The 26,064-nt window shown below is 71.0% G+C and carries 32 protein-coding genes; 16 read left to right on the top strand and 16 right to left on the bottom strand.

The window, feature by feature from the left end:
- The coding region (locus DW299_RS13150; RefSeq protein ID WP_240745407.1) for a hypothetical protein at positions 1–634 on the top strand (634 nt) is incomplete at its 5' end.
- Between the two features lie 9 nt (positions 635–643).
- On the opposite strand, the gene DW299_RS13145 is transcribed toward DW299_RS13150, so the two are convergent.
- Positions 644–1,876, bottom strand: a complete 1,233-nt coding sequence (locus tag DW299_RS13145; protein WP_136036861.1) for an MFS transporter — start codon at positions 1,874–1,876, stop codon at positions 644–646.
- 82 nt (positions 1,877–1,958) lie between these two features.
- Between DW299_RS13145 and DW299_RS13140 the strand changes: the two genes are divergently transcribed.
- Positions 1,959–2,264 carry an ArsR/SmtB family transcription factor gene (locus tag DW299_RS13140; RefSeq protein WP_136036860.1) on the top strand — a complete coding sequence of 102 codons (306 nt, stop codon included), beginning with the start codon at positions 1,959–1,961 and terminating at the stop codon, positions 2,262–2,264.
- Here the strand turns inward: DW299_RS13140 and DW299_RS13135 are convergent.
- From DW299_RS13135 to DW299_RS13120, 4 genes are all read right to left on the bottom strand, one after another.
- Positions 2,261–2,488, bottom strand: coding sequence for a helix-turn-helix domain-containing protein (locus DW299_RS13135; protein WP_136036859.1), 228 nt, complete (start codon positions 2,486–2,488; stop codon positions 2,261–2,263). The genes DW299_RS13140 and DW299_RS13135 overlap by 4 nt on opposite strands.
- The gene (locus DW299_RS13130) at positions 2,488–2,976 is read right to left on the bottom strand and encodes a DUF2975 domain-containing protein (protein ID WP_136034449.1); all 489 of its coding nucleotides are present in this window, start codon (positions 2,974–2,976) and stop codon (positions 2,488–2,490) included. Before DW299_RS13130 ends, DW299_RS13135 begins: the two co-directional genes overlap by 1 nt.
- Before the next feature lie 79 nt (positions 2,977–3,055).
- A complete protein-coding gene (locus DW299_RS13125) occupies positions 3,056–4,558 on the bottom strand; it encodes a DUF4127 family protein (RefSeq protein ID WP_136036858.1) in 1,503 nt (500 codons plus the stop codon).
- A gap of 48 nt (positions 4,559–4,606) precedes the next feature.
- Positions 4,607–5,320 (bottom strand): GntR family transcriptional regulator, encoded by a 714-nt coding sequence (locus DW299_RS13120; protein WP_136034445.1) that lies wholly within the window; start codon positions 5,318–5,320, stop codon positions 4,607–4,609.
- Positions 5,321–5,432: 112 nt separating this feature from the next.
- On the opposite strand from DW299_RS13120, the gene DW299_RS13115 reads away from it, so the two are divergent.
- The 8 genes from DW299_RS13115 to DW299_RS13080 all read left to right on the top strand — a co-directional run bounded on the left by DW299_RS13115 (position 5,433) and on the right by DW299_RS13080 (position 14,636).
- Positions 5,433–6,740 carry an ABC transporter substrate-binding protein gene (locus DW299_RS13115; protein ID WP_168443142.1) on the top strand — a complete coding sequence of 436 codons (1,308 nt, stop codon included), beginning with the start codon at positions 5,433–5,435 and terminating at the stop codon, positions 6,738–6,740.
- Positions 6,741–6,750: 10 nt separating this feature from the next.
- Positions 6,751–7,719 carry a carbohydrate ABC transporter permease gene (locus DW299_RS13110; RefSeq protein ID WP_136036856.1) on the top strand — a complete coding sequence of 323 codons (969 nt, stop codon included), beginning with the start codon at positions 6,751–6,753 and terminating at the stop codon, positions 7,717–7,719.
- A complete protein-coding gene (locus DW299_RS13105) occupies positions 7,706–8,572 on the top strand; it encodes a carbohydrate ABC transporter permease (RefSeq protein WP_136036855.1) in 867 nt (288 codons plus the stop codon). Before DW299_RS13110 ends, DW299_RS13105 begins: the two co-directional genes overlap by 14 nt.
- Positions 8,569–9,252, top strand: a complete 684-nt coding sequence (locus DW299_RS13100; RefSeq protein WP_205814397.1) for an N-acetylmannosamine-6-phosphate 2-epimerase — start codon at positions 8,569–8,571, stop codon at positions 9,250–9,252. Before DW299_RS13105 ends, DW299_RS13100 begins: the two co-directional genes overlap by 4 nt.
- The gene (locus DW299_RS13095; protein WP_136036853.1) at positions 9,249–10,184 is read left to right on the top strand and encodes an ROK family protein; all 936 of its coding nucleotides are present in this window, start codon (positions 9,249–9,251) and stop codon (positions 10,182–10,184) included. Before DW299_RS13100 ends, DW299_RS13095 begins: the two co-directional genes overlap by 4 nt.
- A gap of 41 nt (positions 10,185–10,225) precedes the next feature.
- Positions 10,226–10,858, top strand: coding sequence for a PadR family transcriptional regulator (locus tag DW299_RS13090; protein WP_136036852.1), 633 nt, complete (start codon positions 10,226–10,228; stop codon positions 10,856–10,858).
- A 45-nt stretch (positions 10,859–10,903) separates the two neighbouring features.
- On the top strand, positions 10,904–12,583 hold the full coding sequence (locus tag DW299_RS13085; protein WP_136036851.1) for an ABC1 kinase family protein: 1,680 nt from the start codon (positions 10,904–10,906) through the stop codon (positions 12,581–12,583).
- A gap of 82 nt (positions 12,584–12,665) precedes the next feature.
- Positions 12,666–14,636: a BCCT family transporter gene (locus DW299_RS13080; protein WP_240744665.1), complete on the top strand. Its 1,971-nt coding sequence runs from the start codon at positions 12,666–12,668 to the stop codon at positions 14,634–14,636.
- 78 nt (positions 14,637–14,714) lie between these two features.
- On the opposite strand, the gene DW299_RS13075 is transcribed toward DW299_RS13080, so the two are convergent.
- Positions 14,715–16,310 (bottom strand): SDR family oxidoreductase, encoded by a 1,596-nt coding sequence (locus tag DW299_RS13075; protein WP_136036850.1) that lies wholly within the window; start codon positions 16,308–16,310, stop codon positions 14,715–14,717.
- 155 nt (positions 16,311–16,465) lie between these two features.
- Here DW299_RS13075 and DW299_RS13070 point away from each other — a divergent pair, with 155 nt between their 5' ends.
- The 3 genes from DW299_RS13070 (at position 16,466) to DW299_RS13060 (ending at position 18,567) form a co-directional block, all read left to right on the top strand.
- On the top strand, positions 16,466–17,677 hold the full coding sequence (locus tag DW299_RS13070) for an MFS transporter (protein WP_136036863.1): 1,212 nt from the start codon (positions 16,466–16,468) through the stop codon (positions 17,675–17,677).
- Between the two features lie 102 nt (positions 17,678–17,779).
- On the top strand, positions 17,780–18,253 hold the full coding sequence (locus tag DW299_RS13065; protein WP_240745406.1) for an SRPBCC domain-containing protein: 474 nt from the start codon (positions 17,780–17,782) through the stop codon (positions 18,251–18,253).
- The gene (locus DW299_RS13060; protein WP_168442859.1) at positions 18,250–18,567 is read left to right on the top strand and encodes an ArsR/SmtB family transcription factor; all 318 of its coding nucleotides are present in this window, start codon (positions 18,250–18,252) and stop codon (positions 18,565–18,567) included. Before DW299_RS13065 ends, DW299_RS13060 begins: the two co-directional genes overlap by 4 nt.
- On the opposite strand, the gene DW299_RS13055 is transcribed toward DW299_RS13060, so the two are convergent.
- Both DW299_RS13055 and DW299_RS13050 read right to left on the bottom strand, forming a co-directional pair.
- On the bottom strand, positions 18,564–19,109 hold the full coding sequence (locus DW299_RS13055) for a MarR family winged helix-turn-helix transcriptional regulator (RefSeq protein ID WP_206251996.1): 546 nt from the start codon (positions 19,107–19,109) through the stop codon (positions 18,564–18,566). The genes DW299_RS13060 and DW299_RS13055 overlap by 4 nt on opposite strands.
- Positions 19,106–19,342, bottom strand: a complete 237-nt coding sequence (locus tag DW299_RS13050; RefSeq protein WP_136032935.1) for a hypothetical protein — start codon at positions 19,340–19,342, stop codon at positions 19,106–19,108. The genes DW299_RS13055 and DW299_RS13050 overlap by 4 nt, the downstream gene beginning before the upstream one ends.
- A gap of 128 nt (positions 19,343–19,470) precedes the next feature.
- On the opposite strand from DW299_RS13050, the gene DW299_RS13045 reads away from it, so the two are divergent.
- Together DW299_RS13045 and DW299_RS13040 are read left to right on the top strand one after the other, a co-directional pair.
- A complete protein-coding gene (locus tag DW299_RS13045; RefSeq protein ID WP_136032937.1) occupies positions 19,471–19,917 on the top strand; it encodes a MarR family winged helix-turn-helix transcriptional regulator in 447 nt (148 codons plus the stop codon).
- Positions 19,918–19,984: 67 nt separating this feature from the next.
- The gene (locus tag DW299_RS13040; RefSeq protein ID WP_136032939.1) at positions 19,985–20,311 is read left to right on the top strand and encodes a DUF7882 family protein; all 327 of its coding nucleotides are present in this window, start codon (positions 19,985–19,987) and stop codon (positions 20,309–20,311) included.
- Positions 20,312–20,482: 171 nt separating this feature from the next.
- Here the strand turns inward: DW299_RS13040 and DW299_RS13035 are convergent, their stop codons facing one another.
- Together DW299_RS13035 and DW299_RS13030 are read right to left on the bottom strand one after the other, a co-directional pair.
- Complete coding sequence (locus tag DW299_RS13035) at positions 20,483–21,235, bottom strand: SDR family NAD(P)-dependent oxidoreductase (protein ID WP_136036848.1); 753 nt, start codon at positions 21,233–21,235, stop codon at positions 20,483–20,485.
- A gap of 109 nt (positions 21,236–21,344) precedes the next feature.
- On the bottom strand, positions 21,345–21,887 hold the full coding sequence (locus DW299_RS13030) for a dihydrofolate reductase family protein (protein ID WP_136036847.1): 543 nt from the start codon (positions 21,885–21,887) through the stop codon (positions 21,345–21,347).
- A gap of 99 nt (positions 21,888–21,986) precedes the next feature.
- On the opposite strand from DW299_RS13030, the gene DW299_RS13025 reads away from it, so the two are divergent.
- Complete coding sequence (locus DW299_RS13025) at positions 21,987–22,625, top strand: TetR/AcrR family transcriptional regulator (protein WP_136036846.1); 639 nt, start codon at positions 21,987–21,989, stop codon at positions 22,623–22,625.
- A 69-nt stretch (positions 22,626–22,694) separates the two neighbouring features.
- Here the strand turns inward: DW299_RS13025 and DW299_RS13020 are convergent, their stop codons facing one another.
- From DW299_RS13020 to DW299_RS12995, 6 genes are all read right to left on the bottom strand, one after another.
- On the bottom strand, positions 22,695–23,045 hold the full coding sequence (locus DW299_RS13020) for a YciI family protein (RefSeq protein ID WP_136036845.1): 351 nt from the start codon (positions 23,043–23,045) through the stop codon (positions 22,695–22,697).
- 1 nt (position 23,046) lies between these two features.
- Positions 23,047–23,403, bottom strand: a complete 357-nt coding sequence (locus DW299_RS13015; RefSeq protein WP_136036844.1) for a YciI family protein — start codon at positions 23,401–23,403, stop codon at positions 23,047–23,049.
- Complete coding sequence (locus DW299_RS13010) at positions 23,400–24,662, bottom strand: RNA polymerase sigma factor (RefSeq protein ID WP_136036843.1); 1,263 nt, start codon at positions 24,660–24,662, stop codon at positions 23,400–23,402. The genes DW299_RS13015 and DW299_RS13010 overlap by 4 nt, the downstream gene beginning before the upstream one ends.
- A 297-nt stretch (positions 24,663–24,959) precedes the next feature.
- Entirely contained in the window at positions 24,960–25,148 is a 189-nt protein-coding gene (locus DW299_RS13005; RefSeq protein WP_136036842.1) for a hypothetical protein, read from the bottom strand.
- A 2-nt stretch (positions 25,149–25,150) separates the two neighbouring features.
- A complete protein-coding gene (locus DW299_RS13000; RefSeq protein WP_136036841.1) occupies positions 25,151–25,594 on the bottom strand; it encodes a VOC family protein in 444 nt (147 codons plus the stop codon).
- A gap of 33 nt (positions 25,595–25,627) precedes the next feature.
- The gene (locus DW299_RS12995; RefSeq protein ID WP_136036840.1) at positions 25,628–26,056 is read right to left on the bottom strand and encodes an SRPBCC family protein; all 429 of its coding nucleotides are present in this window, start codon (positions 26,054–26,056) and stop codon (positions 25,628–25,630) included.
- Positions 26,057–26,064: the final 8 nt, after the last annotated feature.

Raw genomic sequence — 26,064 nt, 5'->3', positions numbered from 1 at the left:
GCAGCGCCCCCGCGCGTCGCCTCCGGGCGCGCGCGGGGCCGCTGCGTGCGCACCTGCACCCTTCCTCTCCGCCGCCACCTCCGCCATGATGAAGGGGACCGACCGCGAAGGAGACCCCGTGTCGCTCACGCCGCCACCGTCGCAGCACATCGAGACCGCCGCCTCTGCACTCCCGGGCGCCGTGGTGATCGCGGGCATTCGACGAACTCTGATCTGGATGGTGGTCGCGGGCGTCGTCTACTCCGCGTTCATGACGGGCAGCAAGAGCTACTGCCCGGGCGGTTACGACGGCAGCGGCGGCTTCGTCGATTCCGAGGGTCGGTCGGTCGACCAGGCCCCCGTCTGCGTCTCGATGGCGCTTCAGTCCAACGTGCTGGTCTACGTCGCCCTCGCAGCGATCTTCCTGATCGCGCTCGGTCGCGTGACGAAGGCTGCCGACGAGCGTGCGGCACTGCGGACGCTGGAGCGCGCGATGTACGGAGCCGGCGTGCTCGTCGTGATCGCCGTCGTGGTGTCGCAGGTGTGGTTCCAGTCGATCGATCTCGAGCAGTTCACCTCGGGGTCCTGGTCCGTCGTGAGCCCCTTCCCGCTCGGGATCATCGACGTGTCGACCACCCCGATGACGACCCCCTGACCCCCGGAGCTACCGCCCCGCCCGCACCCGGAGGGTGAACGCCACCGCGGCGAGCCCGATCACCACCACCCCGTACCCGACGCACACCGCCTCCAGCCCGACCACGCCGACGAGTGACCCGGCGACCACGGCGGGCACGCCGAACGCGAGGTAGGCGAGCACGTACAGCACCGCGAAGGTGTCGGCGCGTTCGGTCGCAGGAATCCGCAGTGCGAGCGACGCGACCACACCGGAGAACGCCGTGCCGAAGCCCATGCCCGTGACCGCGGCCGCGCCCAGGTAGAAGGGGAGCGACGCGACCCCGAGCGCGAGGAGCGACAGCAGCGTGCCGAGGCCGAGCGCGGCAGTGCCGAACAGCACGCTCGTGTGCGCCGAGCGCCCGCGCATCGCGAACGCCGTGACCGCCCCGACCCCGGCGAGCAGCACCACGCCGAGGCCCTGCCACAGGTGCGCGACGCCGCCGAGCTCACGCGCCACGATGTTCGCGCCGAGCGACAGGAACAGCCCGCCCGTGGCCCACCCCGCCACGACGGCCGGGGCTCCGCGCCAGAAGTCGCCCCGGATCGCGGCGGGGATCGACAGGCGGAAGCTCAGCGACGCCCACGCGCCCGGCCGCCGCGGAGCTGTCTCCGGAACGACGAGGAACAGCGCTGCGAGCAGCACGTACACCGTGGTGAGCGGGGCGAACACGTCGAGCAGCGCCTCCCGGGTGAGGTCGAGCATGACCGCCGACACGAGCGCGCCGAGCGCGAGTCCGATGCCGGGGCTCAGCGCGTTCCACAGCGCGGCCGTCTTCGCTCGACCCCCGGGGGCGAAGTCGAGCACCGTCGCCGACAGCGCCGAGATCAGTGCCCCGCTCGCGACGCCCTGGAGGATGCGCGTCACGAACAGCACCCACACGGCGTCGGCGTGCCAGAACAGGAACATGCTCCCCGCGAGCAGCAGGAACCCCACGACCGCGACCGGTCGCCGCCCCACGTGGTCCGACAGCGACCCGGCGGTGAGGAGCGTCAGGAGCAGTGCGACCGCGTACACCGCGAACACCGCGCTGATCACGACCGGCGCGAACCCGATGTCGTGCGCGAGGACGGGATAGAACGGCGAGGGTGCGCTCGCTCCCGCCATCATCAGGATCTGCGCGACCACGACGAGCACGAACCCGAGCCGGGTGCGCGTCGCGGTCGGGCGGGGGTGCCGGGGCGCGGCGGGCGGGGCGGTGACGATGGGCTCGGTGGTGGTCATGCGCGGCTCCTTGACAGTTCGAGAATCATCGAACTCTCGGAGCGTACTCGCCCTCGCGCCATTGTTCAACTATTCTCGAACCATGCCTGGCGACCTGCCCCACCCGGAGCGCTCCGAGATCCAGCTGACCGAGGTGCTCTTCGCGCTCAGCGACCCCGAGCGACTGGCCATCGCGCGCCAGCTCGCCGACGGTCCCCTCGATATGGCCTCCTGCCACGCGACCGACCCGAACCTGCCGAAGTCCACCAAGTCGCACTTCATGAAGGTGCTGCGCGAGGCCGGCGTCATCCGCAACGAGCCCAACGGGCGGCGCCGCACCCTCACCCTCCGCCGCGACGACCTCGACGCCCGCTTCCCCGGGCTGCTCGACTCCGTGCTGCAGGGCTAGTCCGCGGGCGCCCCGTCGTCGTCCGGCACCCACCGCAGCAGGTCGCCCGGCTGGCAGTCCAGCGCCACGCACAGCGCATCGAGCGTCGTGAACCGCACCGCCTTCGCGCGGCCGTTCTTCAGCACCGCGAGGTTGGTGGGGGTGATCCCGATGCGCTCCGCCAGCTCGCCGACACCGATCTTCCGGCGCGCCATCATCACGTCGATGTCGACGACCACCGGCATCAGATCACCTCGTCGTCGAGCTCGGACCGCAGAGCCCGTGCCTCCGCGTCGCGGTCGATCGCCTGCCGCAGCAGCGCCTTCATCACCACGACGAGCAGAGCCATCCCGGCGAGCACCACTCCCGCACCGCCGATCAGCGCGACGACTCCGGGTGCCATCTCGCCCGGGGCGAGCAGGGCCGCGAGTACCCACGCGAGCACCGCCGCCGCCAGGATCGCCCCGATGATCGTGTCGACGAAGCGGAACGAGGATGTCGAGAAGAGGGATCCCCGTCGCACCTTCCGGAGCAGGATCCACACGCACACCCCGAACACCTGCATCGTCGCGACGCCCAGCACCAGGATCGCGACCAGCGTGATGCGCGCCCACGTCGCCTCCCCCTCCAGGTCGGCGTACACGAGCGGCGCGATCACCGTCTGCACCACCAGCGACCCGAGCAGGGCGAGGGCGATCACCACCTGCAGCGCGATCGTCGTTCCCTTGGCCATGCGACACCTCCCGTCGAGAAACAACAGGAATCTATCGTTAATCGTTCGATGAGGCAAGCGCGAACGACGGCCGCCGGAGCTACCGCAGCACGAGGCCGATCTCGAACGACCGCCGCCACGGCAGCGTCAGCTCGTCGATGCGCACGCCGTCGGCGGGGAGCATCGACTCCAGCAGCGCCGTCAGCTCCGCACGGATCACCCGCGACGCCTCGGCCACCCGCGCGTCGTCCGCCATCGGGTAGATGTCGGGGAACAGCGACGGCCCGGAGTCCGTGCGCACGACGGCCTGATACGCGAAGTCGTCCAGCAGCCGGGTCAGCAGGGCGATCCGCGCCGCCCGCTCGTCGAACGACCCCGTGGCCCGGCCGACCACTGCGGCGGCCGCGACCGCGACCACACTGCCGAGCGTGTTCCCCGCCGTGTTCCAGCCGCCGAACGCCTCCAGCCGCCCGAGCAGGTCGGCGTCGGCGAGCGCGCGCACCAGCGCCTCGTCCGCCCCGTTCGGATACCGCACGTCGGCCAGCGCGACCCGCTCGCCCGCCTCCAGCCGCTCCCGCACCAGGGCGACGGTGCCGGCGACGGCCGCGGTGTCGACCACATCGGGCCGCCCGCGGAACATGTCGTGCCGGTCGGGGTCGGGGGCGTGCAGCACCAGGGTCACGTCGGCGTCCGCCGCCACCTCGACGGCACCGGCCGCGCGGATCTGCCGGCTCGCCGAGGCCGCCAGCGACATGTTCTCGTACGGCGGGATCCGCTCCATCCCCGCGGCGTCGGCGCACGCCATCGCGAACGACACCGTCACCCCGGCGTTCCCCGCGAGAGCTCGGGCGACGAGCGCCGCCCCCACCTCGTCGGCGCCCGGGTACATGAGCACGCGACGGCCCGACGGCAGCATCCGCATCCAGTGCCGCAGCCACACCTGCTCGGCGCTTCCCGCCGCGAACGGCGCGGTGTCGTCGGCGGTGATCGCGAGGAAGTCGAGCGTCTCGTCCTCGACCAGCCCGAGGGTCGAGAGGTTGACGATGTGGTTGCGCAGGCGCCGCGTCGCGTAGTCCGACACGACATCGGCCGGCACGGGTGTCAGCTCCTCCAGCGGCAGCACGTCAGTCTCGCCGAGCAGCCGGTGGGCGTCGCCCCCGAGGGCGTGGATCTCCTTGCCGTGCGCCGTCCAGTACTCCGGCTCCTCGGCCGCGGAGTACGAGTTGCTGGCGCGCGTGACCAGGGAGACGGCCGAGATCGGCAGCTCGGGGCGCATCCGCCGCACCTCGCGCAGCACGTCGAGACGCGCCAGCACGTCACGCGTCGTGTCGTGGCTCGTCCGGCTCGCGATGAGTCCGCCGTAGAGCAGCATGTCGACCGACACCACGAGGTGCACGGTCGCCGGGTCGGCCGCGCGCTCCCGCAGCCAGGCGCCGAGCGCGTCCGCGTCGCCCGCCGTCCGGTATGCGGGGAGGATCTCGGCGGGCGGCACGTCGAGCGTCACGCCCGCGACCGCGGCGACGTCGCCGGGCAGCTTCACGTTCACCGGCCGATCGTCGAGGGGGAGCAGGGCGATGCGCGGGCGGAGGGTCGGGTCGGACACGAGGAGCCTTTCGTCGGTGAAGGGATTGCCGGTCGGGAGCGCGAACGCTCAGGGGCGGGAGATCGAGAGGAGGTAGGAGTAGCGGTCGCCCCGGTACACCGACTCGGCGTACTCCAGCGGCCGGCTGCGGGCGTCGTAGGTGGTGCGCTTGACGAGGAACGCGGGCGAGAACGGGGGTGTCTGCAGGGCCGCGGCCTGCTCCTCGTCGAGCACGACCGCGTGGATCTCCTGGTCGGCGCGCACGGCCGAGATGCCGAACCGGGTGCGCAGATCCTCGTAGAGCGAGTCGCCCACGATGCCCTCCTCCAGCCCCGGCACGGCGTCGGCCGCGATCGAGCACACCTCCAGGCAGATGGGGATGTCGTCGGCGGTGCGCACGCGGCGGATCCGCACCACCGGCGACTGCGGGCTGAGGTTCAAGGCGTAGCCGGTGGTCTGCCCCGCCGCGGCGGTGGACACGTCGACCGACAGCGATCCCGGCCGCATGTTGCGGGCGAGCATGTCCTCGGAGAACGACGTGAGCTCGAACGCCTTGCTGATGCGCGAGGCGCTGACGAAGGTGCCGGCGCCCTGGAGCCGGTAGACCAGCCCGTCGCGCTCCAGCTCGTCGAGCGCCCGGCGCACCGTCTGCCGGTTGACCTCGAGCGACTCGGCGAGATCGCGTTCGGTCGGCAGCTTCTCGTGCGGCGCCAGGCCCTGCTGGATGACCTCCTCGAGATGCCGGCGCACCCGCTCGTGCTTCGTCACACCCTCGATCGTCATGGCTTCCCCCTCATTTGGACTAACCCAATCTTGACGACCGCCCCCAGGTGTGTCAATGTCTGTTCTCAGCGGTTCCGAATTGGTCTATTCCAATCCTTTTGCAAGGTCAACGATGAGCGGAGAACTCCCCATGCACATGAAGCAGCACATGCGCCGGCGCGCCCTGGTCGCCGCCGGACTGACCACAGCGACGGTCGTGGCCCTCAGCGGATGCGCGGGAGGCGGCAGCGACGCCGACGGCCCCACCGAGATCACGTTCTCGTACCTGTGGGGAGGGGAGGAGGCCAAGGCCCTGGAGGCGATCATCGCCGACTTCAACGCCAGCCAGGACGACATCGTCGTCAAGGGCGTCTCCAGCCCCGACACCCAGAAGCAGCTCACCTCGATGTCGTCGTCCAACGGCTCGTTCGACATCTCCGACAACTTCGGGAACACCGTCGGCGCCTGGGCCTCGAAGGGCATCCTCGCCCCGCTCGACGACGCGATCGCCGCGGAGGACATCGACGTCGACGACTTCGTGCCCAGCGCGATGGAGCAGATGACCTACGACGGCAAGATCTACTCGCTGCCCATCGCCATCCACAGCTTCCAGCTGCTCTACAACCCCCAGCTGCTCGCGGAGGCGGGCGTGACCCCGCCCACCACCATGGACGAGCTCGCCGCCGCCATCCCCAAGCTCACCAAGAAGGACGCCTCGGGCAAGATCACCCAGCTCGGCCTCGGCTCCGCCAACGACAGCACCACGCTCACCACTCTCGGCTACGCGTTCGGCGGCAGCTGGGACGGAGAGGACGGCCCGACCCCGGCGGAGGACGGCAACCTCGAAGCGCTGCAGTGGTACCAGGACAACGTGATCGAGCCGGTGGGCGCCGACGCCATGGCCACGTTCGTCTCCGGTCAGGGCGAGTACCTCTCGGCGCAGGACCCGTTCTTCAGCGGCCAGGTCGCCATGATCATCGACGGCGAATGGCGTTCGGCCAGCGCGGCCAAGATCGCCCCCGACTTCGAATGGGGCGTCACCGCCATCCCCGCCGCCACCCCCGAGCTGGAGAACAGCACGCAGGTGACCGCGAGCACCCTGTTCATCCCCGCCAACTCGAAGCACAAGGAAGAGGCGGCGACGTTCCTCGCCTACCTCGTCAGCGACGAGCCGATGGAGAAGTTCGCCGTCGCGCTGGGCAACCTCCCCGGCCGCTCCTCCCTCGCCGGCAGCGCGGCCTTCGACGAGCTGCAGGACTTCGGCGTCTGGGCCGAGGCGGCCTCCTCGCCGAACGCCAAGTCCCTCGCGAGCCGCCCGTACAGCGCGGAGTACGCGACCGACCTGGCCACCGCGTTCGACGAGGTCGTGCGGCTGACGGCCACCCCGGAGGAGGCGATCGCGACCGTCGAGGAGCGGATGTCCTCCTACTCCTCGAAGTGAGCGGCGCTCCGTGACCACGGCCACCACACCCCGGGTCCGGCGGGAGACGACTCCCGCCGGACCCGGCGCCCCCGTCCGGCGGCGCCGCAGCCGCCGCACGACGCTGATCGGCCTCGCCTTCGCCGCGCCGTTCATCGTCGGCTTCCTGTTCCTGTTCGCCTACCCGATCGTGGCCTCGGCGTACTACAGCTTCACCGACTTCAACCTCTTCCAGGCGCCCGAGTGGGTGGGCCTGGACAACTACACCCAGATGTTGGCGGACGGGGTGTTCTGGAAGTCGCTCGCCAACACCGCCGTGCTCACCGTGTTCGGGGTGCCGCTCGCGATCGGCATCGCGCTCGCCGGAGCCCACCTGCTCAACACCCCCGTCCGCGGCCAGCCGCTGTACCGCGCGCTGGTGTACCTGCCCTCGATCGTGCCCGTGGTGGTCGGCGGCTACCTGTGGCGCTGGCTGCTCAACGCCCAGTACGGCTTCATCAACCACTTCCTGTCGTGGTTCGGCATCGAAGGGCCGGCGTGGCTGCAGCAGCCGGAATGGACCAAGCCCGCGATCATCATGATGTCGCTGTGGACCGTCGGCGGCACCATGATCATCTACCTCGCGGCCCTCCAGGAGGTGCCGAAGGAGCTGTACGAGGCGGCCGAGCTCGACGGTGCGGGAGTCTGGCGCCGGTTCACGAGCGTCACCTGGCCGACGGTGTCTCCGGTGACCCTGTTCCAGGTGATCGTGAGCATCATCGGTTTCCTGCAGATCTTCACGCAGCCCTACATCCTGTCGCAGGAGCGGCTCAATCAGGCCGGCTCCGGGCCCGGGCAGTCGATGCTCTCCTACGCGATGTACCTGTACCAGAACGCGTTCGTGTTCCTGAAGATGGGCTACGCCTCGGCCATGGCCTGGACGCTGTTCATCGTCACGCTCATCGTGAGCCTCATCGTGCTCGCGTCGTCGAAGAAGTGGGTGCACGATGGCACACGCTGAGATCTCCGCCCCCGCCCGCCGGCCCCGCCGCACGCGCCGCACGCTGCGCCGCGTCCGGCAGCAGGTGTCGGTGGCGCTGCTCGCCCTGCTGTTCCTCTTCCCGCTGCTGGTGATGCTGTCGACCGCGTTCAAGACGCCGGGCGACGTGTTCTCCTCGCCGCCCACGCTGCTTCCGGCCGAGTGGACCATGGACAACTTCGCCGAGGCGTTCGCGCAGATCCCCGTGTGGCGTTACCTCGGCAACACGCTGTTCGTGTCGGGCATGAGCATCCTGGGCACGGTCATCTCGTGCCCGCTGGTGGCCTATGCGCTGGCGAAGGTGAAGTGGCGCGGCGCCCGCCCGCTGCTGATCCTCGTTCTGGCCACGATGATGCTGCCGCCCCAGGTGACCCTCATCCCGCTGTTCCTGGTGTGGAACGGGCTCGAGGCGACGAACACCTATTTGCCGCTGATCGTGCCGGCCTTCCTGGGCACGCCGTTCTTCATCTTCATGATCCGGCAGTTCCTGCTCGCGGTGCCCGACGAGCTGATCGAGGCCGCGCGCCTCGACGGCGCCTCCGAGTTCCGCACCTACGCGACGATCGTGCTGCCGCTGGCCCGCCCGGCCATCGTCACCGCGGCGATCTTCCAGTTCGTGTGGGCGTGGACCGACTTCCTCAATCCCCTCATCTATCTCAACGACCAGTCGACGTACACGCTGTCGATCGGTCTGTACGCCTTCTTCGGGGAGAACGACGTGGCGTGGGGACCGCTCATGGCGGCATGCGTGATGTTCACGCTGCCGGCCGTGGTGATCTTCCTCATCGGCCAGAAGTTCTTCATCGGCGGCGTCAGCGCAGGAGCGATCAAGTGACACACGACACCCTCGAACTGCTCCGTGACAGCCTCGTCGCCTCGGTCCAGGCGTCAGCGGGCACCCCGGCCCGCGACACCCACGTGATCGGCGCGCTCGCGGAGTCGGCACTGCTCGGCGGCGCCAGCGGGCTGCGGTTGAACGGACCGGAGGACCTCCGCCGGGTGCGGTCGGCGACGGCGGTGCCGCTGATCGGACTGCACAAGGTGTGGAACGGCGTGCGCAACGTGATCACGCCCGACGTCGCGCTTGCGGAGGGCCTCGCCGCGGCGGGGGCCGACGTGATCGCGGTGGACGCCACGACCGAGCAGCTCGGCACGGACTTCGGCCTGCTCGGCCGGATCGCGCAGGCCACCGGGCTCCCGGTGATGGCCGACGTCTCCACCGCGGAGGAGGGCAGGAGGGCGTGGGAGGCGGGCGCCGCCGTGGTCGGCACGACCCTCTCCGGCTACACGCCGCACTCGCCGCGGCAGGACGGACCCGACCTCGATCTCGTCGCCGCGCTCGCCGCGGCCGGCATCCCGACCATCGCGGAGGGCCGCTACCAGACACCGGAGCAGGTGCGAGCGGCCTTCGACGCGGGGGCCTTCGCCGTGGTCGTCGGCGGGGCGATCACCGACCCGATCGCGCTCACGCGCCGGTTCGTCGCGGCGACCCCGAAAGCCGGGGAGCGGGTGTGATCGTCGGGGTCGACATCGGCGGCACCAAGATCGCGGTCGCCGGATTCGAGCCCGATCCCGCGGGCGGTCGTCGCCGGGTGACGCCCGTGCGCAGCTGTGCGACGCCGGCGCGCGAAGGCGGGGACGCGATCGTGCGGGCGGTCGTCGAGGCGGTCCGCGCGGTCGCCGACGGCGAACCCGTGACGGCGGTCGGTGTCGGCACGGCCGGCGTGGTCGCCCCCGACGGATCCATCACCTCGGCCACGGACGCGATCCGGGGGTGGGCGGGGTTCCCGCTGCGCTCGGCACTCGAGCGCGCCACGGGGGTTGCGGTCGTGGTCGTGAACGACGTGCACGCGGCGGCGGTCGCGGAGGCCGTCCAGGGAGCGGGTCGCGGAGCGGGCGGGCTGCTGATGGTCGCGGTGGGCACGGGCATCGGCGGGGCCGTGGTCCTCCCAGACGGGCTCCGCACCGGGGTGACCGGCACCGCGGGATCGGTCGGGCACACCGAGCTGGCGCTGCCGGCCGAGCTCGCCGGGAGGCGCTGCGGCTGCGGGGCGCCCGGGCACGTCGAGGCCGTGGCGTCGGGGCCCGGACTCGAACGGACGTACCGGGAGCGCACCGGGACACCGCTCCCGTTGCGCGAGGTGGATGCCCTGGCCCGTGCGGGCGACCGGACGGCGGCGGAGGTGATCGCGCAGGGGGCGCAGTTCCTCGGGCGCGCTCTCGCCGCGGCCAACGCGCTGCTCGACGTCGAGGTGGTGGCGGTGGGCGGGGGTGTCGCGGGCATCGGTGAGCGGTATCTGGACGAGGTGGCGCGGGCTTATCGGGCCGTGGCGATGCCGGGCCCGGCGCGGGCCCGGGTCCTTCCGGCCGAGTTCGGGGTGGACGCGGCGGCGACCGGCGCGGCCCTGCTCGCGCCGGTCGAAACTCCCACCCCACGCCCAGCGTGAGCGATATATCGTTAACTATCGTTCACGACTGGGAGGTCATCATGAGCAACGCATTCCCCTCCAACCCGTTCGGCGGAACCGGGAACACCGGCGGCAGCGGTGCCGGTGACTTCGCGTCCGGCCTCGGCAACCTCTTCGGCGGACCCCACGGTCCGGCCGGCGCGCTCTTCGAGGCGATGGATCAGCTCCGCAAGTCGTTCGACTCGCGCCCGTCCGGCGGCTCCCGCATGGCGCGCGGCGACGTCCGCACCGCCGTGCTCACGCTCCTCGCCGAGCGTCCCATGCACGGCTACCAGATCATCAACGAGATCGCCGAGCGCAGCGGCGGCAGCTGGAAGCCCAGCGCCGGTTCCGTGTACCCCACGCTCCAGCTGCTCGCCGACGAAGGGCTGATCGAGGCGGAGGAGCAGAACGGCCGCAAGACCTATGCGCTCACCGAGGCCGGTCGCGCCGTCGCCGACGAGACCACCGAGACCCCGGCGCCGTGGGTGACCACCTCCGACAAGGACCGCGGACGCGACCCCCGCTACAGCGCGCTGCCCAAGGCCGGCGTCGACCTGGCCGCCGCGGCCGCGCAGGTCGGTCGCAGCGGTTCGGCGGAGCAGGTGCAGCAGGCGATCGAGGTGCTCGACGACGCCCGCCGTAGGCTGTACACGATCCTTGCCCAGGACTGACCGCGTCGTGCGGCATCCGGCGCGGAACGGCGGAAGGATGACGCGATGACGGAAGCGGTAGCCCAGGGCGTCCATCGCGCCAGGTACCGCCGCATCCTGTCGTTCGCGAGCCGCGAGTTCGTGAAGATCTGGTGGTTCGAGCTGGTGCTTCCGCGCTTCGGGCTCGCCGCGGTCGCGGAGCGCACCCGCCCGCGCCGGATGCAGCGCTTCGCCCGGCGCTTCCACACCCTCGCGGTCGAGCTCGGCGGACTCATGATCAAGGTCGGACAGTTCATGTCGTCGCGCCTCGACGTGCTCCCGCCCGAGATCACGAAGGAGCTGGAGGGACTGCAGGACGAGGTGCCCCCGGTGCCCACCCCGCAGATCCGGGCGCTCGCGGAGGCCGAGCTCGGCATCCCCCTGGAGCGCGCCTACGCCTGGTTCGACGACACCCCGGTCGCCGCGGCCTCGCTCGGTCAGGTGCACCGCGCGCGGCTCTCGGCCCTCGACGCGGAGGACACCGGGCTCGACGAGGTCGTGGTCAAGGTGCAGCGCCCGGGTATCGACGAGATCGTCGCGGTCGACCTCGCGGCCCTCCGCCGGGTCGCCCGCTGGCTCACGCGGGTGCGGATCGTCGCCGACCGGGTGGACGCGCCCGCCCTCGTGGAGGAGTTCGCCGTCACGAGCCTGGAGGAGATCGACTACCTGCACGAGGCCCGCAGTGCCGAGCGGTTCCGCGAGAACTTCGCCGACGACCCGCGGGTCGCGGCGCCCGAGATCGTGTGGGAGCGCACGACCCGCCGCGTGCTGACGCTGTCCGACGTGACCGCCATCAAGATCAACGACACCGAGGCGCTGCGGGCGGCCGGCATCGAACCGCGGGCCGTCGCCGACGCGTTCGCCGAGGTCATGTTCGACCAGGTGTTCACGCATCGCTTCGTGCACGCCGACCCGCATCCCGGCAACATCTTCGTCACCCCGGTTCCCACGGACGGGGGCTTCCGTCTGACGTTCATCGACTTCGGCATGATGGCCGAGGTCCCCGACAACCTCCGCGAGGGGCTGCGGATGCTCCTGATCGCGGTCACCGCGCGCGACAGTCGCGGACTCGTGGCCGCCGCGAAGGAGATCGGCGTGCTGCTGCCCACCGCCGACACCGCCGAGCTCGAGCGCGCCCTGACGGCCCTGTTCGCCCGCTTCGGCGGCATGGGCTTCGCGGAGCTGAGCCGCGTCGACCCGCGCGAGTTCACCGACTTCGCAGACGAGTTCGGCGACATGGTGCGCCGCCTCCCGCTCCAGCTGCCGGAAGACCTGCTGCTGCTGATCCGGGCGGTGTCGCTCACCTCGGGCATGTGCAGCGGCCTCGACCCCGCGTTCAACGTGTGGGACGCGGCGGAGCCCTACGCCGCTCGGCTGCTGCGCGACGAGTCCGGCAACCTGATGCAGGACATGGCCCAGCAGGCGATGGAGAACGCCGCGACCACGTGGCGCCTCCCTGGGCGCATCGACCGCATCATCACCCGCATCGACGACGGCACCGTGTCGTTCGACACCTCGCGACTGGAGCGGCGCCTCGATCGGCTGGAGGGCATCGCGCGCCGCATCGCCTCCGGGGTGCTGTTCGCCGCGATGCTCGTGGGCGGCGCGCTGCTGGTCGCCCCGGTGCCCCCGCTCGGGATCACGCTGCTGTGCGTCTCCGTACTGCCTCTGCTCGGGGCGCTCTTCGCGGGGCGACGCGGCCGCTAGACCCGCCCGGCCGCAGGAGAACGCGGCGGCTCCGGCGGAGGCAGCCCGGGCCGAGGCGGACCGCATGGGAGGATGGGTTCTCATGGACAACCCGGTCGAGAAGCATTCCCCCTCCGACGGTCCGCAGACCCCCACCGGCACCCACCGCACCGCGGGAGAGGCCGCGCGCAAGATCGTGCGCGACATCACCACGGTTCCGCCGCGCAGCGTGCACCCCGCGCTCGTGCCGGGTGTCTCGGTCGAGGAGACCGGTCGCACCTACCGCACCGACCCGCTCGTGTTCGGTGTGGCGGCGGCGTTCGCCCTCGGGTTCATCGCGTGGGGCGTGTTCGCGGGCGACAACCTCGCCGGCACCACCAGCACCGTGCTCGCGTGGGTCGTGGAGTACTTCGGCTTCTTCTTCACCACGATCGCGACGATCATCCTCGTGTTCATGCTGTTCGTCGGCTTCAGCCGCTACGGGCGCATCCCGCTGGGTCGTGACGACGAGGAGCCCGAGTTCTCGATGTTCTCGTGGATCTCGATGCTCTTCGCGGCCGGCATGGGCATCGGGCTGGTGTTCTGGGGCGCCGCGGAGCCGCTGACGTTCTTCGAGAACCCGCCACCCGGAACGGTCGAGGCGAACACGCTCGAGGCCATGCACACCGCGCAGACGCAGGTGCTCTACCACTGGGGCCCGCAGGCCTGGGCGTTCTATGCGCTCGTCGGCGGGGCCATCGCCTACGGCGCCTACCGCCGCGGTCGCACCCCGCTGATCTCGTCGATCTTCGCGCCGCTGCTCGGCGAGCACCGCACCACGGGCCCGGTCGGCCGCACGATCGACATCTTCTCCATCATCGTGACGCTGTTCGGCACGGCCGCGTCTCTCGGGCTCGGTGCGCTGCAGATCGGCCACGGCGTCGAGCTGGTGAGCGGCATCGGCCCGCTCGGCAACGGCATCCTGATCGCCGTCATCGCCGTGCTGACGGCGTGCTTCATCGCGTCGGCCGTCTCCGGGGTCTCGAAGGGCATCCGCGCGCTGTCGAACATCAACGCGGTCGTCGCGATCCTGCTGGCGTTCTTCGTGTTCTTCGTCGGGCCGACGCTGCTCATCCTGAACGTCATCCCGTCGGTCGCGGTGCAGTTCCTCGGCGACCTGCCGACCATGATCGGCCGCTCGGCCTCGCAGGGTGAGGCCGCGGAGGCGTTCCTGTCGAGCTGGACGATCTTCTACTGGGCGTGGTGGATCTCGTGGTCGCCCTTCGTCGGCATGTTCATCGCGAAGATCTCGCGCGGCCGCACGCTGCGCCAGTTCGTGTCGGTGGTCATCGTCGTGCCGTCGGCGATCTCGCTCGTGTGGTTCGCGATCTTCGGCACCACCGCGATCCAGCAGCAGATGAACGGCGCCGGGCTCGTGGTCGACCCGCCCGAGGAGGTGCTGTTCGGCGTGCTGGAGAACCTGCCGTTCCCCCTCGTCACGAGCATCGTGCTCATCCTGCTCATCGCGATTTTCTTCATCACCGGCGCCGACTCCGCCTCGCTCGTGATGGGCACGCTCTCCCAGCAGGGGCGCCCAGAGCCGTCGCGCTGGGTCGCGGTGGTCTGGGGTGTGCTGGTCGGCGTGATCGCCGCGGTGCTGCTCGTGAGCGGCGCGGAGGGCAGCGGCCTGCAGTCGCTGCAGAACGCGACGATCATCGCGGCCCTGCCGTTCGCCATCATCATGGCGTTCATGATGATCGCGTTCATGAAGGATCTGCGGCGCGACCCGATGATCCTGCGCGACCGCTACGCCCGCGCCGCCGTGCGGCACAGCGTGATGGCCGGACTGGAGGAGTACGGCGACGACTTCGCGCTCGTGCCCGTCGAGTACGACCACTCGGAGGACGACCTGGCATGGATCGACGAGGACACGGTCGACGACACCCTCGCCGAGGTGTACGAGGCGGCGACCGAGGCGATCGACATCGTCCCGCCGGCCGACGTCGAAGCCGCAGTGGACGCCGCGATGGACGAGACCCTGGATCAGCCCGACGAGGCCGCGCAGCCCGGGGCCGAGGGTCCGCCCGTCCGCTGACGCCGCGGAGGGCCCGGGCGCGCGACGGCACCCGGGTCCCTCGGCTCAGGCGACCGCGCGGGTGAGGGCGGCCGTGGCTCAGGACGCCTGATGCTCCGCGTCCGCCGGGGTGTCCGCGTCCGCCGGGGTCTCCGCGTCCGCCGGGGTCTCTGCGGCGGCGGTGATGCGGGCGGCCATGCCCGAAAAGATCAGGCCGTGGAATGGCAGCACGGCCAGCCAGTACAGCCGTCCGGTGAGGCCGCGCGGGAAGAAGATCGCCCGCTGCTCATACCGCGCACCCGCGCCGTCTGGCACCGCCCGCAGCTCGAGCCACGCCTCCCCCGGCACCTTCATCTCGGCGCGCAGCCGCAGCAGGTGCCCGGCGTCGGTCTGCTCCACGGCCTCGACGCGCCAGAAGTCGATCGCGTCGCCCACCCGAGCGGCGGTGCGGCTGCGGCGGCCGCGGCGCAGACCGACGCCGCCCACCACGCGGTCCATCCAGCCGCGCACGGCCCACAGGAGCGGCGAGGAGTACCAGCCGTTCTCGCCGCCGATGCCCAGGATCACGCGCCACAGCTCCGCGACGGAGGCGTGCGTGCGCACCGTGCGGGCATCGGTGAACACGGTGCGTCCGGCCCAGTCGGGGTCGCTCGGCAGCGGGTCGCTGGGCGCGCCGGACACCTCCGCGTCCTGCCAGCTGGTCTCGATGGCGTCGGCGTCGACGCGGCCGAGGGCGAGCGCGACGGCGCGGCGGTACGGGGTGAGGCCGCCGTCCGGCCGAGGGATCAGCTCGTCGATCGCGTGGTCCTTCATGATGCACTCGTTCTGCAGGGATGCCACGAGCGGTCGGGCGATCGATCGTGGCACCGGCGTCACGAGGTTCACCCAGTGCGAGGCAAGCTCGGGCGTGAGCACGGGCAGCGCGGCGATCGCGCGCTGACGGAGCCCCGCCTCGACCGCGTAGCCGTTCATCATCTGTCCGTAGCGCAGCACGTCGGGGCCGCCGATGTCGACCGCGCGGTTCACGTCGGGGTCGAGGCGGGCGGCACCGAGCAGGTAGTGCAGCACGTCGCGCACGGAGATCGGCTGGATGCGGTTGCGCACCCATTTCGGCGCGGGCATGTAGGGCAGCACGTCGGTGAGGTGGCGGATCATCTCGAAGGATGCGGAGCCGGAGCCGATCACGACTCCGGCCTGGAGCACGAGGGTCGGCACGCCGGAGTCGAGCAGGATCTCGCCGACGCGCACCCGGGAGCGCAGGTGGGGGGAGAGCGTCACGTCGTCGGGGTGCAGTCCGCCGAGGTAGACGATGCGCCGCACTCCCGCCGCGGCGGCGGCGCGGGCGACCGTGTGCGCGGCCCGCTCGTCGCTCTCCTCGAAGCCCTTGCCCGCGGACATCGAGTGGATCAGGTAGTACACGACGTCCACGTCGTCCATCGCGCGGGCGACGGCGTCGGCGTCGTCGGCGGATCCCTCGACGATCTCGCAGTCGTCCCCCCAGGTGAACGACGCGGCGCGCGCGGCGTCTCGGGCGAGCACCCGCACGCGGTAGCCGGCGTTGAGCAGGCGGGGGGTGAGGCGGCCGCCGATATAGCCGGTGGCGCCGAGGACGAGGGCGCGGGGAGCGGAACCGTCGGCGCGGGGGACGGCCCGCAGCATCTCTTCGCGCCCGGTGGGCTGGGTGAGCTCGCTCATGGTCCGAGCGTAGGCGGGGGAGCGGACGATCGGAACGGGCTTGCGGCGGTCGCGGTGCGCGGATAGCCGTCCGGCTCGCGGCCTCGCTCGCGGCCTCGGTCGCGGGCGGTCGCCGAGGGGGCATCCGACGGGGTACGGTCGTACTCGTGACTTCTATCGAATCGATTCGACACACGCGGCCCGACCGGCAGACGCGCCGCGCCAGGATCGCCGTCTCGGCGCTGTTCCTCACCAACGGCGCCCTGTTCGCGAACATCCTCCCGCGCTACCCCGAGATCAAGTCCGCCCTCGGCCTGGACAACCTCGGCTACGGCGTCGCGATCGCGGCCTTCCCCGCGGGGGCCATCGCGGCAGGGCTGCTCGCGGCCGTCCTGATCCGGCGCTTCGGCTCGGCCCGCGTCGCCGTGATCGGCACGGTGCTCACGAGCCTCGGGCTGCTGTCGGCCGCGCTCGCGCCGTCGGGAGTGCTGTTCGCCCTGGCGCTGCTGCTGGGCGGAGCCTCCGACGCGATCACCGATGTCGCCCAGAACGCGCACGGCCTCCGCGTGCAGAAGCGCTACGGCCGCTCGATCATCAACGGCTTCCACGCGATCTGGTCGATCGGTGCCGTGCTGGGCGGGGTCATGGCCGCCGGGGCGATCGCGCTGCACCTGCCGCTCGCCGTGCACCTGGGGATCTCGACGGCGCTGTTCGCCGCGGTCGCGCTCGTGGCGCTGGGCTTCTGCCTCCCTGGTCGCGACGACGACGCGGAGGAGGCCGCGGCCGAGCCGGGCGAGCTGGCGGGGCAGGTGCGCCGAGGTGTGCCGCCGCGGACGGTCGTCGCGATCGTGGCGCTGACCCTCATCGCGATGGCGGGTGCGGTCGCGGAGGATGCGGGCAACTCGTGGGCCACGCTGTACCTGGGCGACTCGCTGGGGGCTGCCGCCGCGATCGCCCCGCTCGGCTTCATCGCCCTCGTCGGTGCGCAGTTCATCGGGCGGCTGCTGGGCGACCCCCTGACCGATCGGTTCGGGCAGCGCGCGGTGGCGGCGGTCGGTGGCCTCATCGCGGCGGTCGGGATGACGCTCGCGCTCGCCTTCCCGAGCATTCCCGGCACGATCCTGGGGTTCGCCGCCGTGGGGTTCGGCATCGCCACGCTCATCCCGGCCGCCATGCACGCCGCCGACGAGCTGCCGGGACTGCGTTCGGGGGTGGGGCTGACGCTCGTGTCATGGCTGCTGCGCCTGGGCTTCCTGCTGTCGCCGCCGTTCGTGGGATATCTCGCGGAGACGCAGAGCCTGGCGGCCGGGCTGATCGTCGCCCCGGCGGCGGCCCTGGTCGCGGTGCTGCTGTCGGGCTTCCTCGACGGGCGGCGACCGCGCGACTGATCTGCAATACAAGGGTTGCAAGAGAGAGGGCACTGTGCAACGCTAGAGTTGCAGTCGTCGTCATTCCGACGCCGACCCGAGAAAGGAACCATCATGGTGGACATGACTCGCAGGGACGCAGCGGTGGTCGACGAGGAAGCCTTCTCCGTCCGTCGGACCATCCGCATCGACGCCCCCATCGGCAAGGTCTGGCAGGCGGTGGCCGAGCCGGAGCACGTGTCGCGCTGGTTCGGTCGCACAGAGCTCGCGGGCTCCGGGGTGGGCGCGACCGGGACGATGACGTTCCCCGACTACGACGTGATCCCGCTGCGCGTGGAGGAGTTCGACGCCCCGCGCCGCATCACCTACCGGTGGAACAACGACGACGCGCTCGGCAGCCTGCCCGAGCGGATCGACGAGGCGACCTCCACCGTCTTCACCTTCACGCTCGACGAGGTCGACGGCGGCACGCAGCTCACGGTCGTGGAGAGCGGGTTCGACCGCACGTCCGACCCGCGCGCGAACCTGGAGTCGCACCGCACCGGCTGGGAGCTCGAGCTCGACAAGCTCGTCGCACTGGTCGAGGACCGCACGTGACGGCGCCGACCCTTCTGCCCGTGCTCTCGGCCCTCGCCGACGAGACGCGGTGGAGCATCCTGACCGCGCTCGGTGAGGGCGACGCCTCCGCGTCCGCACTCGCCGGGCGGCTGCCCGTCTCGCGGCAGGCCATCGCGAAGCACCTCGGCGTGCTGCAGGAGGTCGGGCTGGTCGAACCGGTGCGCGTGGGCCGCGAGGTGCGGTTCCGCGTGATCGGCGCCGAGCTGTCGGCCACCGCCACCGCGCTGGACGCGATCGGCCGCGAGTGGGACCGTCGCCTCGCCGCGATCAAGCAGATCGCGGAAGGGCTCTAGGCCATCTCCTTCGCGGCCTCGGCGTCGCCATGCTCCCCGTCGGCCTCCGCAGCCTCTTCGATCGCGGCCGTCATGCCGACCAGGAAGCGCATCACGGTACCGCGTTCGGCGTCGGACAGCTCATCGACGAGGCTCAGCATCCGGCGGTGCATGGCGCCGAGCGTCGCGCGCACCTCTTCATCGCTGCTGACGGTGGGGACGACGATGCCCGCGCGACGGTCGGTCGGATGCGGCTCGCGGCGCGCGTGACCTCCGCGCTCCAGGCGGTCGATCAGCGTGGTGGTCGATGCCGTGGAGATGTCGAGCATCCGGGCGATGTCGATCGGTCGCACGATGCGCCCGGCCCGCTGTTCGCGGAGCAGGAAGCGCAGGGCCACGAGGTCGGTCTCGTTCATGCCCATCGAGGCGCGGGTGCGGGCGCGCATGGCGGTCTCGGCGCTGCGGTAGCGGCGCAGCATGTTCAGCACGTCGACGGTGGAGGCGGTGTCGCTCTCGGGGTACCAGTATCCGGAGGCGTGGAACTCGCCTCTGCTGTCGGTCACGCGACCTCCCCCTCGTCGCTCGACCCGGCCTCCCGCTCGAGCATCTCCATCGCGCCCGTCTCGACCTCGGCCGGGACGATGCGCAGGAGGCCACCCGTGATGGCGTCGGTCTCGGCGCCGATGATCTGCTCGATCCGGCGTCGCGTGACGGAGGGGAAGCGCTCCTCCAGGCGTTCGAGCAGATCGGCGTAGCTGATGTACGACGCCTCCTCGAGACTGAATCGCTCGGGCATGGCATCCTTTCGGGGGCGATGTCTCCATCATCGCATCCCGGAAGTGCCCGATCGCGCGGAATAATCGCTAGTCTGCCTCGTTGTCAGACTGTCGAGGTAGCATGGGCTGCGGGGAAGGAGTACTCGGCATGGGGAAGACCAGCACGGATGTGGCGACGTCGTCGCTCGCGCGCGATGTAGACGACTTCCGTCGCGCCGACGCCCAGCTCAACCGCCGCCTCGCCGCCCGCCGCGAGCCCAACGACACCGACCGGGCCGCGATGCACTTCATCGGCACTGCGCCGGCCGAGCGTCCCCTCACCCCCCGCGACCTCGCCGGCTTCCTCGGCATCAGCACTGCGGCGGTGACGAGCGTGATCCGCCGCCTGTCGGAGCGCGGGCAGATCGTGGTCGCGCCGCATCCGCTGGATGCCCGGTCCAAGGTGCTGCGGCCCTCCCTGCGCGACCTCCATTCGCAGGGCGACGAGCTGTCGGTGCGGGTGGCGGCGCTCGCCGACGAGTTCACCGAGCAGGAGGCGGCTGCGATCTCGCGGTTCCTGCGGCGCCTGACCGACGAGCTCGGCGACCTCCCCTGACCCGACTTGATTTAACTAGTTAAACTAGTAAACTATCCTCGTCCAGCTTTCTGCACGAGGAGAGATCATGGGAACCCTGACGTACGCGAATGCCACCGCTCCGATCGAGATCGACGACGAGGTGCTCGCGCATCTCCGAGCCGCAACCGTCACCAAGCTCCGCCGCAACGAGCCGTTCGCTCTCACCGTGCCCACGGGAGACGGACAGTCGGAGACGCTGTGGATGCACGCGTCCATCCCGGTGCGCTTCGCCCTCGACTCCACGGTCGAGCTGCACCGGCCGCTCCTGGCGCGCCTGATGCAGGCCGCGAGCTCCACCGGAGGCCTCGACCTCACCGACTCCGAGCTGTCGCTCGAGCTGGCATCGCGTGAGCTGCACGCGATGACCGCCTGAAAACGGAGGATGCAAGCCAGCCTCACCGTCCATCGTGGTCCTCTCGAAGGGCTCTCGGACCACGTGCGGTGATGGCCTCGGCGAGAACGGAGCGGGGGCTCCGCCTCGCCATCGAGCGGCATCCGGCCGCCTGGGATTCGGGTTCCCGGCCGCCGGATGCCGCTCCGTCTGTCACAGGGCGGTGTAGCCGCCGTCGACCAGGTGGTAGCTGCCGGTGATGAAGCTCGCGGCGTCGCTCGCGAGGAACACCACGAGGTTCGCGACCTCGTCGGCCTGCCCGAGCCGACCGATCGGGTGCTTCGACACGAGGAACTCCTTCGCTTCGTCGCCCATGTTCGCCAGCAGCGGGGTGTCGATGAAGCCGGGGCCCACCGAGTTCACGCGCACGCCCTGCGCCGAGTACTCCAGTGCGGCCGTCTTGGTCATGCCGACCACGCCGTGCTTGGCCGTGACGTAGGCGGGCGATCCCGCGAAGCCGACGCTGCCGAGGATCGAGGCGATGTTCACGACCGAGCCGCCGCCGTTCGCGAGGATCGACGGGATCTGCGCCTTCATGTTGCGGAACACGGCGTTGAGGTTGATCGCGATGACCTTGTCCCACGCGTCCTCCTCGTAGTCGGCCGTCGGGGCGGTGGCGCCGCCGATGCCGGCGTTGTTGACGCCGATGCGCAGGGGCGCGAGGGAGTTCGCGAGCTCGACCGACGAGGCGATCCAGGCGGCGTCGGTCGCGTCGCCGACCGAGGCCTCGGCGGTGCCGCCCGCGGCGCGGATCTCGTCGACCACGGCCTGCGCGTGCTCCGCGTTCAGGTCGTTCACGACCACCGACGCGCCGTTCTGCGCCAGCAGCAGCGCGACCGAGCGGCCGATGCCGCTGCCTGCTCCCGTCACGATCGCCGAGCGGTTCGAGACGTCGTACTGAGCCACGAGAGACTCCTCTTCCGGGCGGGCGCGGTGCCGGGAGATCTTCTCGGACGGTCCGTCCTTCCCTCCAGCCTACGCCGGAATATCGGAGGTGGATTCACGTGAATGGAAGTCAGCGGAGGACTCGGTAGCGCAGATGAGCCTCGCTCGCGAACGCCGACGTCTCCAGCCTCTCCAGCTCGATGCGCTGCCCGAGGCCCGCGAACAGGGAGATGCCGTCGCCGAGCAGCACCGGTGCCACGTCGAGATGGAGCTCGTCGACCAGCCCGAGGCGAAGGCACTGGCGCGAGATGCTTCCGCCGAGCAGGCTCACCCACCCGTCGCCGGCGGCCTGCGAGGCGCGCTCGACGGCCTCGGCGATGTCGTCCACGACGAACGTGTAGGTGATGCCGTCGCGCTCGATCGGCTCGTGGGGTTCGTGCGTCATGAGGAAGACCGGCACGCGGAGCATGCCGCCGTAGGGGATCTCTCCGTCGTCGATCGTCTGCGTCCTGTTCGCGCCGCCGACGATGGCTCCGATCCGGCTCGTGACGCGCTCGACGACGGTGTCGTCTTCGGGGGCGGATGGTCGACCGAACATCCAGTCGACATCGCCGTCCGCATCGGCGAGGAATCCGTCGAGTGTGACGGTGGCATGGACGATCACCGTGGCCATGAGTGCTCCTTCGAAGAGGTGAGTTGAGTGACTTGCCTCAAACCGTACGTGGAGTGGAGAGGGAAGTCAATGCGCTCACCACTATGGGATACTGGAGGCATGACTCGCGGCGACTCCTCCTATCACCGAGCGCTGGCGGCGACGAACCGGGAGGCGATCCTCGCCGCCGCGACACCGCTGTTCCTCGAATCCGGATATGACCGCACGTCGCTGGCTCGCGTCGCCGAGCGAGCAGGGGTCTCCACCGCCACGCTGTTCAAGCAGTTCCCGACCAAGGCGGCGCTGTTCGAGGCGGCGGTGCTCGCGGCCGGAGGAGCGCGCGACCCAGACCCCGTGGAGGTGTCGACGGACGACTTCGAGGAGGGGCTCGTGGCGCTCGGGCACGCCTACGCGGAACTGGTGACCCGTGCGCAGATGGTCGACCTGATGCGGACCGTCATCGCCGAGTCGCCGAAGTTCCCCGAGGTGCGGGAGCGGACGTTCGACTTCGGCACGCTCCCCGTGCTGGAGGCGCTGGGGCGCTTCCTTCGGGCATCGCACGCGGCGGGCACAGCGGACATCCCCGAACCGGACCGCACCTCGGCGCAGTTCCTCGGGATGATCGCCTCCGAGGTCTTCTGGCCGCGCCTCGTGCACGGCACCTGGTCGATCACGGGCGCCGAGCAGCGACGGGTCGTCGAGGAGGCCGCGCGCACGATCGCCGCGCGCCACGCGGCGCGGCCCGCGGCGGCTGAGTGATCGCCCCGCTCGTCGCCCCGGTCGCCCTGGCGTCGCTCGGGAAGGGAGGGGGACCCCCGTGAACGGAGATCACGCCGGGGGCGTGACGGGACCGCCGCTGTGCACCGGACGCACCTCGACGGCCCCGCCGGACAGCAACGACGGGTCCTTCCGAGCGAGATGGATGGCCTCGTCGATGTCGGCGGCATCCAGGATGTAGAACCCGGCGACGACGTCCCCCGACCCGTAGGGCCCGTCGGTCGGGCCGTCCGCCCGCAGCGTGCGCGCCATCGACCGAGGGGTCAGCGCGTACGCGGCCCGCATGCGGCCGGACGCGACCAGGGAGTCGAAGTGCTCGTCGCACTCCTGCAGCTCCTCCGGGGTCGCCGTGTGGGCGTGTCGGGAGTCGCCGGCGTAGATCAGGACCGCGAACCGGGGCACGTCAGGACTCGTCCCAGGGGAGCTTAACCAGCGGCAGGATGTAGATCCGGCCCGCGATCGCGACGGGATGCTTCGCCATGAAGGCGGCGGCCTCGTCGATCGAGTCGGCGGTGACGAGGTCGTAACCAGCGAACCACTCCTTGAACTCCGGGAACGGCCCGTCGGTGATGATCGTCTTCCCGTCGCGGACCGCGACGGACTTGGCCTGTTCGGGTCCGGCGACCGGGCCACCGTCTCCGAGGCGCCCCGCCGCGTCGCCCTCGGTCGCCCAGCGTTCGAGGATCTCCTGATCCTCCGCGCGGGCCAGCGGGGTCCCGGTGGAATCGGACATGTGGATGACGAGGTACGTGCTGCTCATGGGGTGTCTCCGTTTCTTGTGAGGTGAGTGCGGCGGCGGATGAGGTGCGCGGTCTCGGCGGTGTTGCCGCCGAGGGCGATCGCGCGGTCGTAGGCGGAGCGGGCCTCGGCCGGTCGGCCGAGCGCACGCAGCAGCTCGGCGCGCGCGACGTGGAAGGCGTGGTGGCCGTCGAGCGTCTCGGCGAGCGGCTCGATCATCGCGAGGGCGACCTGCGGGGAGTCGAACTCGGAGACCGCGATCGCCTTGTTGAGGGTGATGACGGGGCTCGGATCGATCTGCTCGAGCCGCGTGTACAGCGACACGATCCGATCCCAGTCGGTGTCCCGCGCGTCGGCGGCGGTGACGTGCACCGCGTTGATCGCGGCCAGCAGCAGATACCGTCCCGGACGCCCGGCGTCCAGCTCGTCGGCGCGGGAGCGCAGGAGCTGCAGACCCTCCGCGATGGCGGACCGGTCCCACGCTGTCCTGTCCTGTTCGTCCAGCCGCACCAGCTCGCCGTCGGGGGACAGGCGCGCGGTGGCTCGCGCCTCGGTGAGGAGCATCAGGGCGAGGAGCCCGGTCACCTCCGGGTCGTCGGGGAGGAGGTCGTGGGCGAGTCTCGCGAGGCGGATCGCCTCGGCGGTCAGGTCTCGCCGGAGCGGGGGCGAGTCCGGGCCTGACGCGAGATACCCCTCGTTGAACACGAGATACAGCACGGTCAGGACGGCGTCGGTGCGGGCGGGGAGGTCCTCCGCGCGCGGGATCGTGAACGGGATCCGGGCGGCCTTGATCTTCGCCTTCGCCCGGGAGATGCGCTGGCCCATCGTGGTGTCCTGCACGAGGAACGCGCGGGCGATCTCCGCGACGCTGAGGCCGCCCACCATGCGCAGTGTCAGGGCGACGCGGGCCTCCAGCGGCAGCGTCGGGTGGCAGCAGATGAACAGCAGGCGCAGTCGATCGTCCTCCACCACGCCCGCGGACGCCGGCGGGTCTGTGTCGTGCAGCATCATCGCCTCCCGGTGCTTCTCGTCGCGACGAGCCTCGCGACGGAGCCGATCGATCGCACGGCGGTTCGCCGTGGTCGTCACCCAGCCGGCCGGGTTCGGCGGGATGCCGTGCGCCGGCCAGTGCTCCACGGCTGCCGCGAACGCCTCCGCGGCCATCTCCTCGGCCAGATCGAGGTCGCCGAAGCGGCGCGCCAGTCCGGCGACGATCCGGGTCCATTCCTCCCGATGCGTCCGCGTGATGGCATCCCCCGCGCGGGAGGGGGTCGGTGTCATGACGCCCTCCGCGTCGACAGGGCCGCGAAGACGCGCCGGATCGGAGCGAGTCGTGCACCGCTCCCGCGAGGCGCGGGCGGGACGGCGATCCGGCGATCGGCGAGGGCCGCTCGCCTCTGCCACGCGACGGACCCCTGGTGCGTTGCCGTGTCGTGGAGCAGCAGCGCCATCATCGGATCAGTATGCACGGGTGCCGCCTTCCGGGGTGAGGGGAGCCCGAGGACTCCGGATACTGACACCACGAACGGCACCCGCGCATTTCGACAACTCCGCCGAGACAGGCTCCAGTCCTCCTGGTTACCTCGTCAGGGCGTATCCGTGTTCCGCGAGCGCCCGCGCGACGAACGACGCGTACCAGGTGGGCCACTGCTCGTCGTAGACGCCGCCGAGCTGTTCGCGCTCGTAGATGCCGTGGGCCGCAGCGGTCGTGCGGAGCAGTTCCTCGAGAACGCCCGCTGCGCGTTCGGTGTCGATCGACTCGGCCATGATCAGCGCCCGGGGAGTCGGTCGATCACCTGCTGGATGATCCACTCGTTGCCGTCGGGGTCGTCGAACGAGGCGTACGACGCGTAGCTGTCGTGCTCCTCGTTCGGCCCGTCGACGCGGTTCTGGCCGTCGGCCCAGTGGAAGACGCCGTCGGCGTCGTGCCAGATCGGGGTGATGTCGATCCCGCGGTCGGCGAGTTCCTGCCGGGCACCCGCGAGGTCGGAGGTGACCAGATGCAGCCCGCGCGCGCTGCCGGGCCGAGCCGACGTGAGCTGCTCGCCGAAGATGATCGAGGCGCTCGATCCCGGTGGGGTGAACTGCACGACGCGCAGTCCGCGATCGGTGGCGAAGTCGGCGTCCTCGCGGAAACCGATTCTGGTGTAGAAATCCTTGGCGCGGTCGACGTCGGAGACGGGGAGGACGACGATCTCGAGGGCGAGTTCCATGGTGCTTGTTCCTGTTCTTGTGGGCGGGCGCGGTCAGCGGGCGCTGAAGGCGGAGGTGAACGACTTCTTGAGGCCGGGGGTGCCGAGGAGGGGCAGGAGCGCGGCGAGCACCCGGGGGCCGAAGGCGGCGGGGCTTCTGGTCAGCGTGACGTTGATGAGCGTGCCGTCACCCGCGGGGGTGAAGCGGAAGTCCCAGCCGCCGCCGGCGCCGAACAGCTTGGAGTCGTGGGTGACCATCGTCGCGGAGCCCGCGGCGGTGTCCCACTCGTAGCGTCCGCGCTCCCAGGCGGCGTCGTTGCCTTCGGTGACCTCGGCCCAGTTCGCTCCGTGGTCGTGCACGTGGAAGTGCTCGGGCTCGATGCCCGACCAGATCTCGGTGCGTGCGGGGCTGAAGTCGGTGAGGACGGCCATGGCGGCCGTGGGGGAGAGCGGCGAGGACACCTGGAATCGGGTGACGGACATCGGGGGCC

It is taken from the genome of Microbacterium sp. K35 (assembly GCF_004794375.1).
GTDB classification, from domain to species: Bacteria; Actinomycetota; Actinomycetes; order Actinomycetales; family Microbacteriaceae; genus Microbacterium; species Microbacterium sufflavum.
Note: the sequence above shows the minus strand (reverse complement) of the source record. Positions and strands in the feature narration are given on the sequence as shown.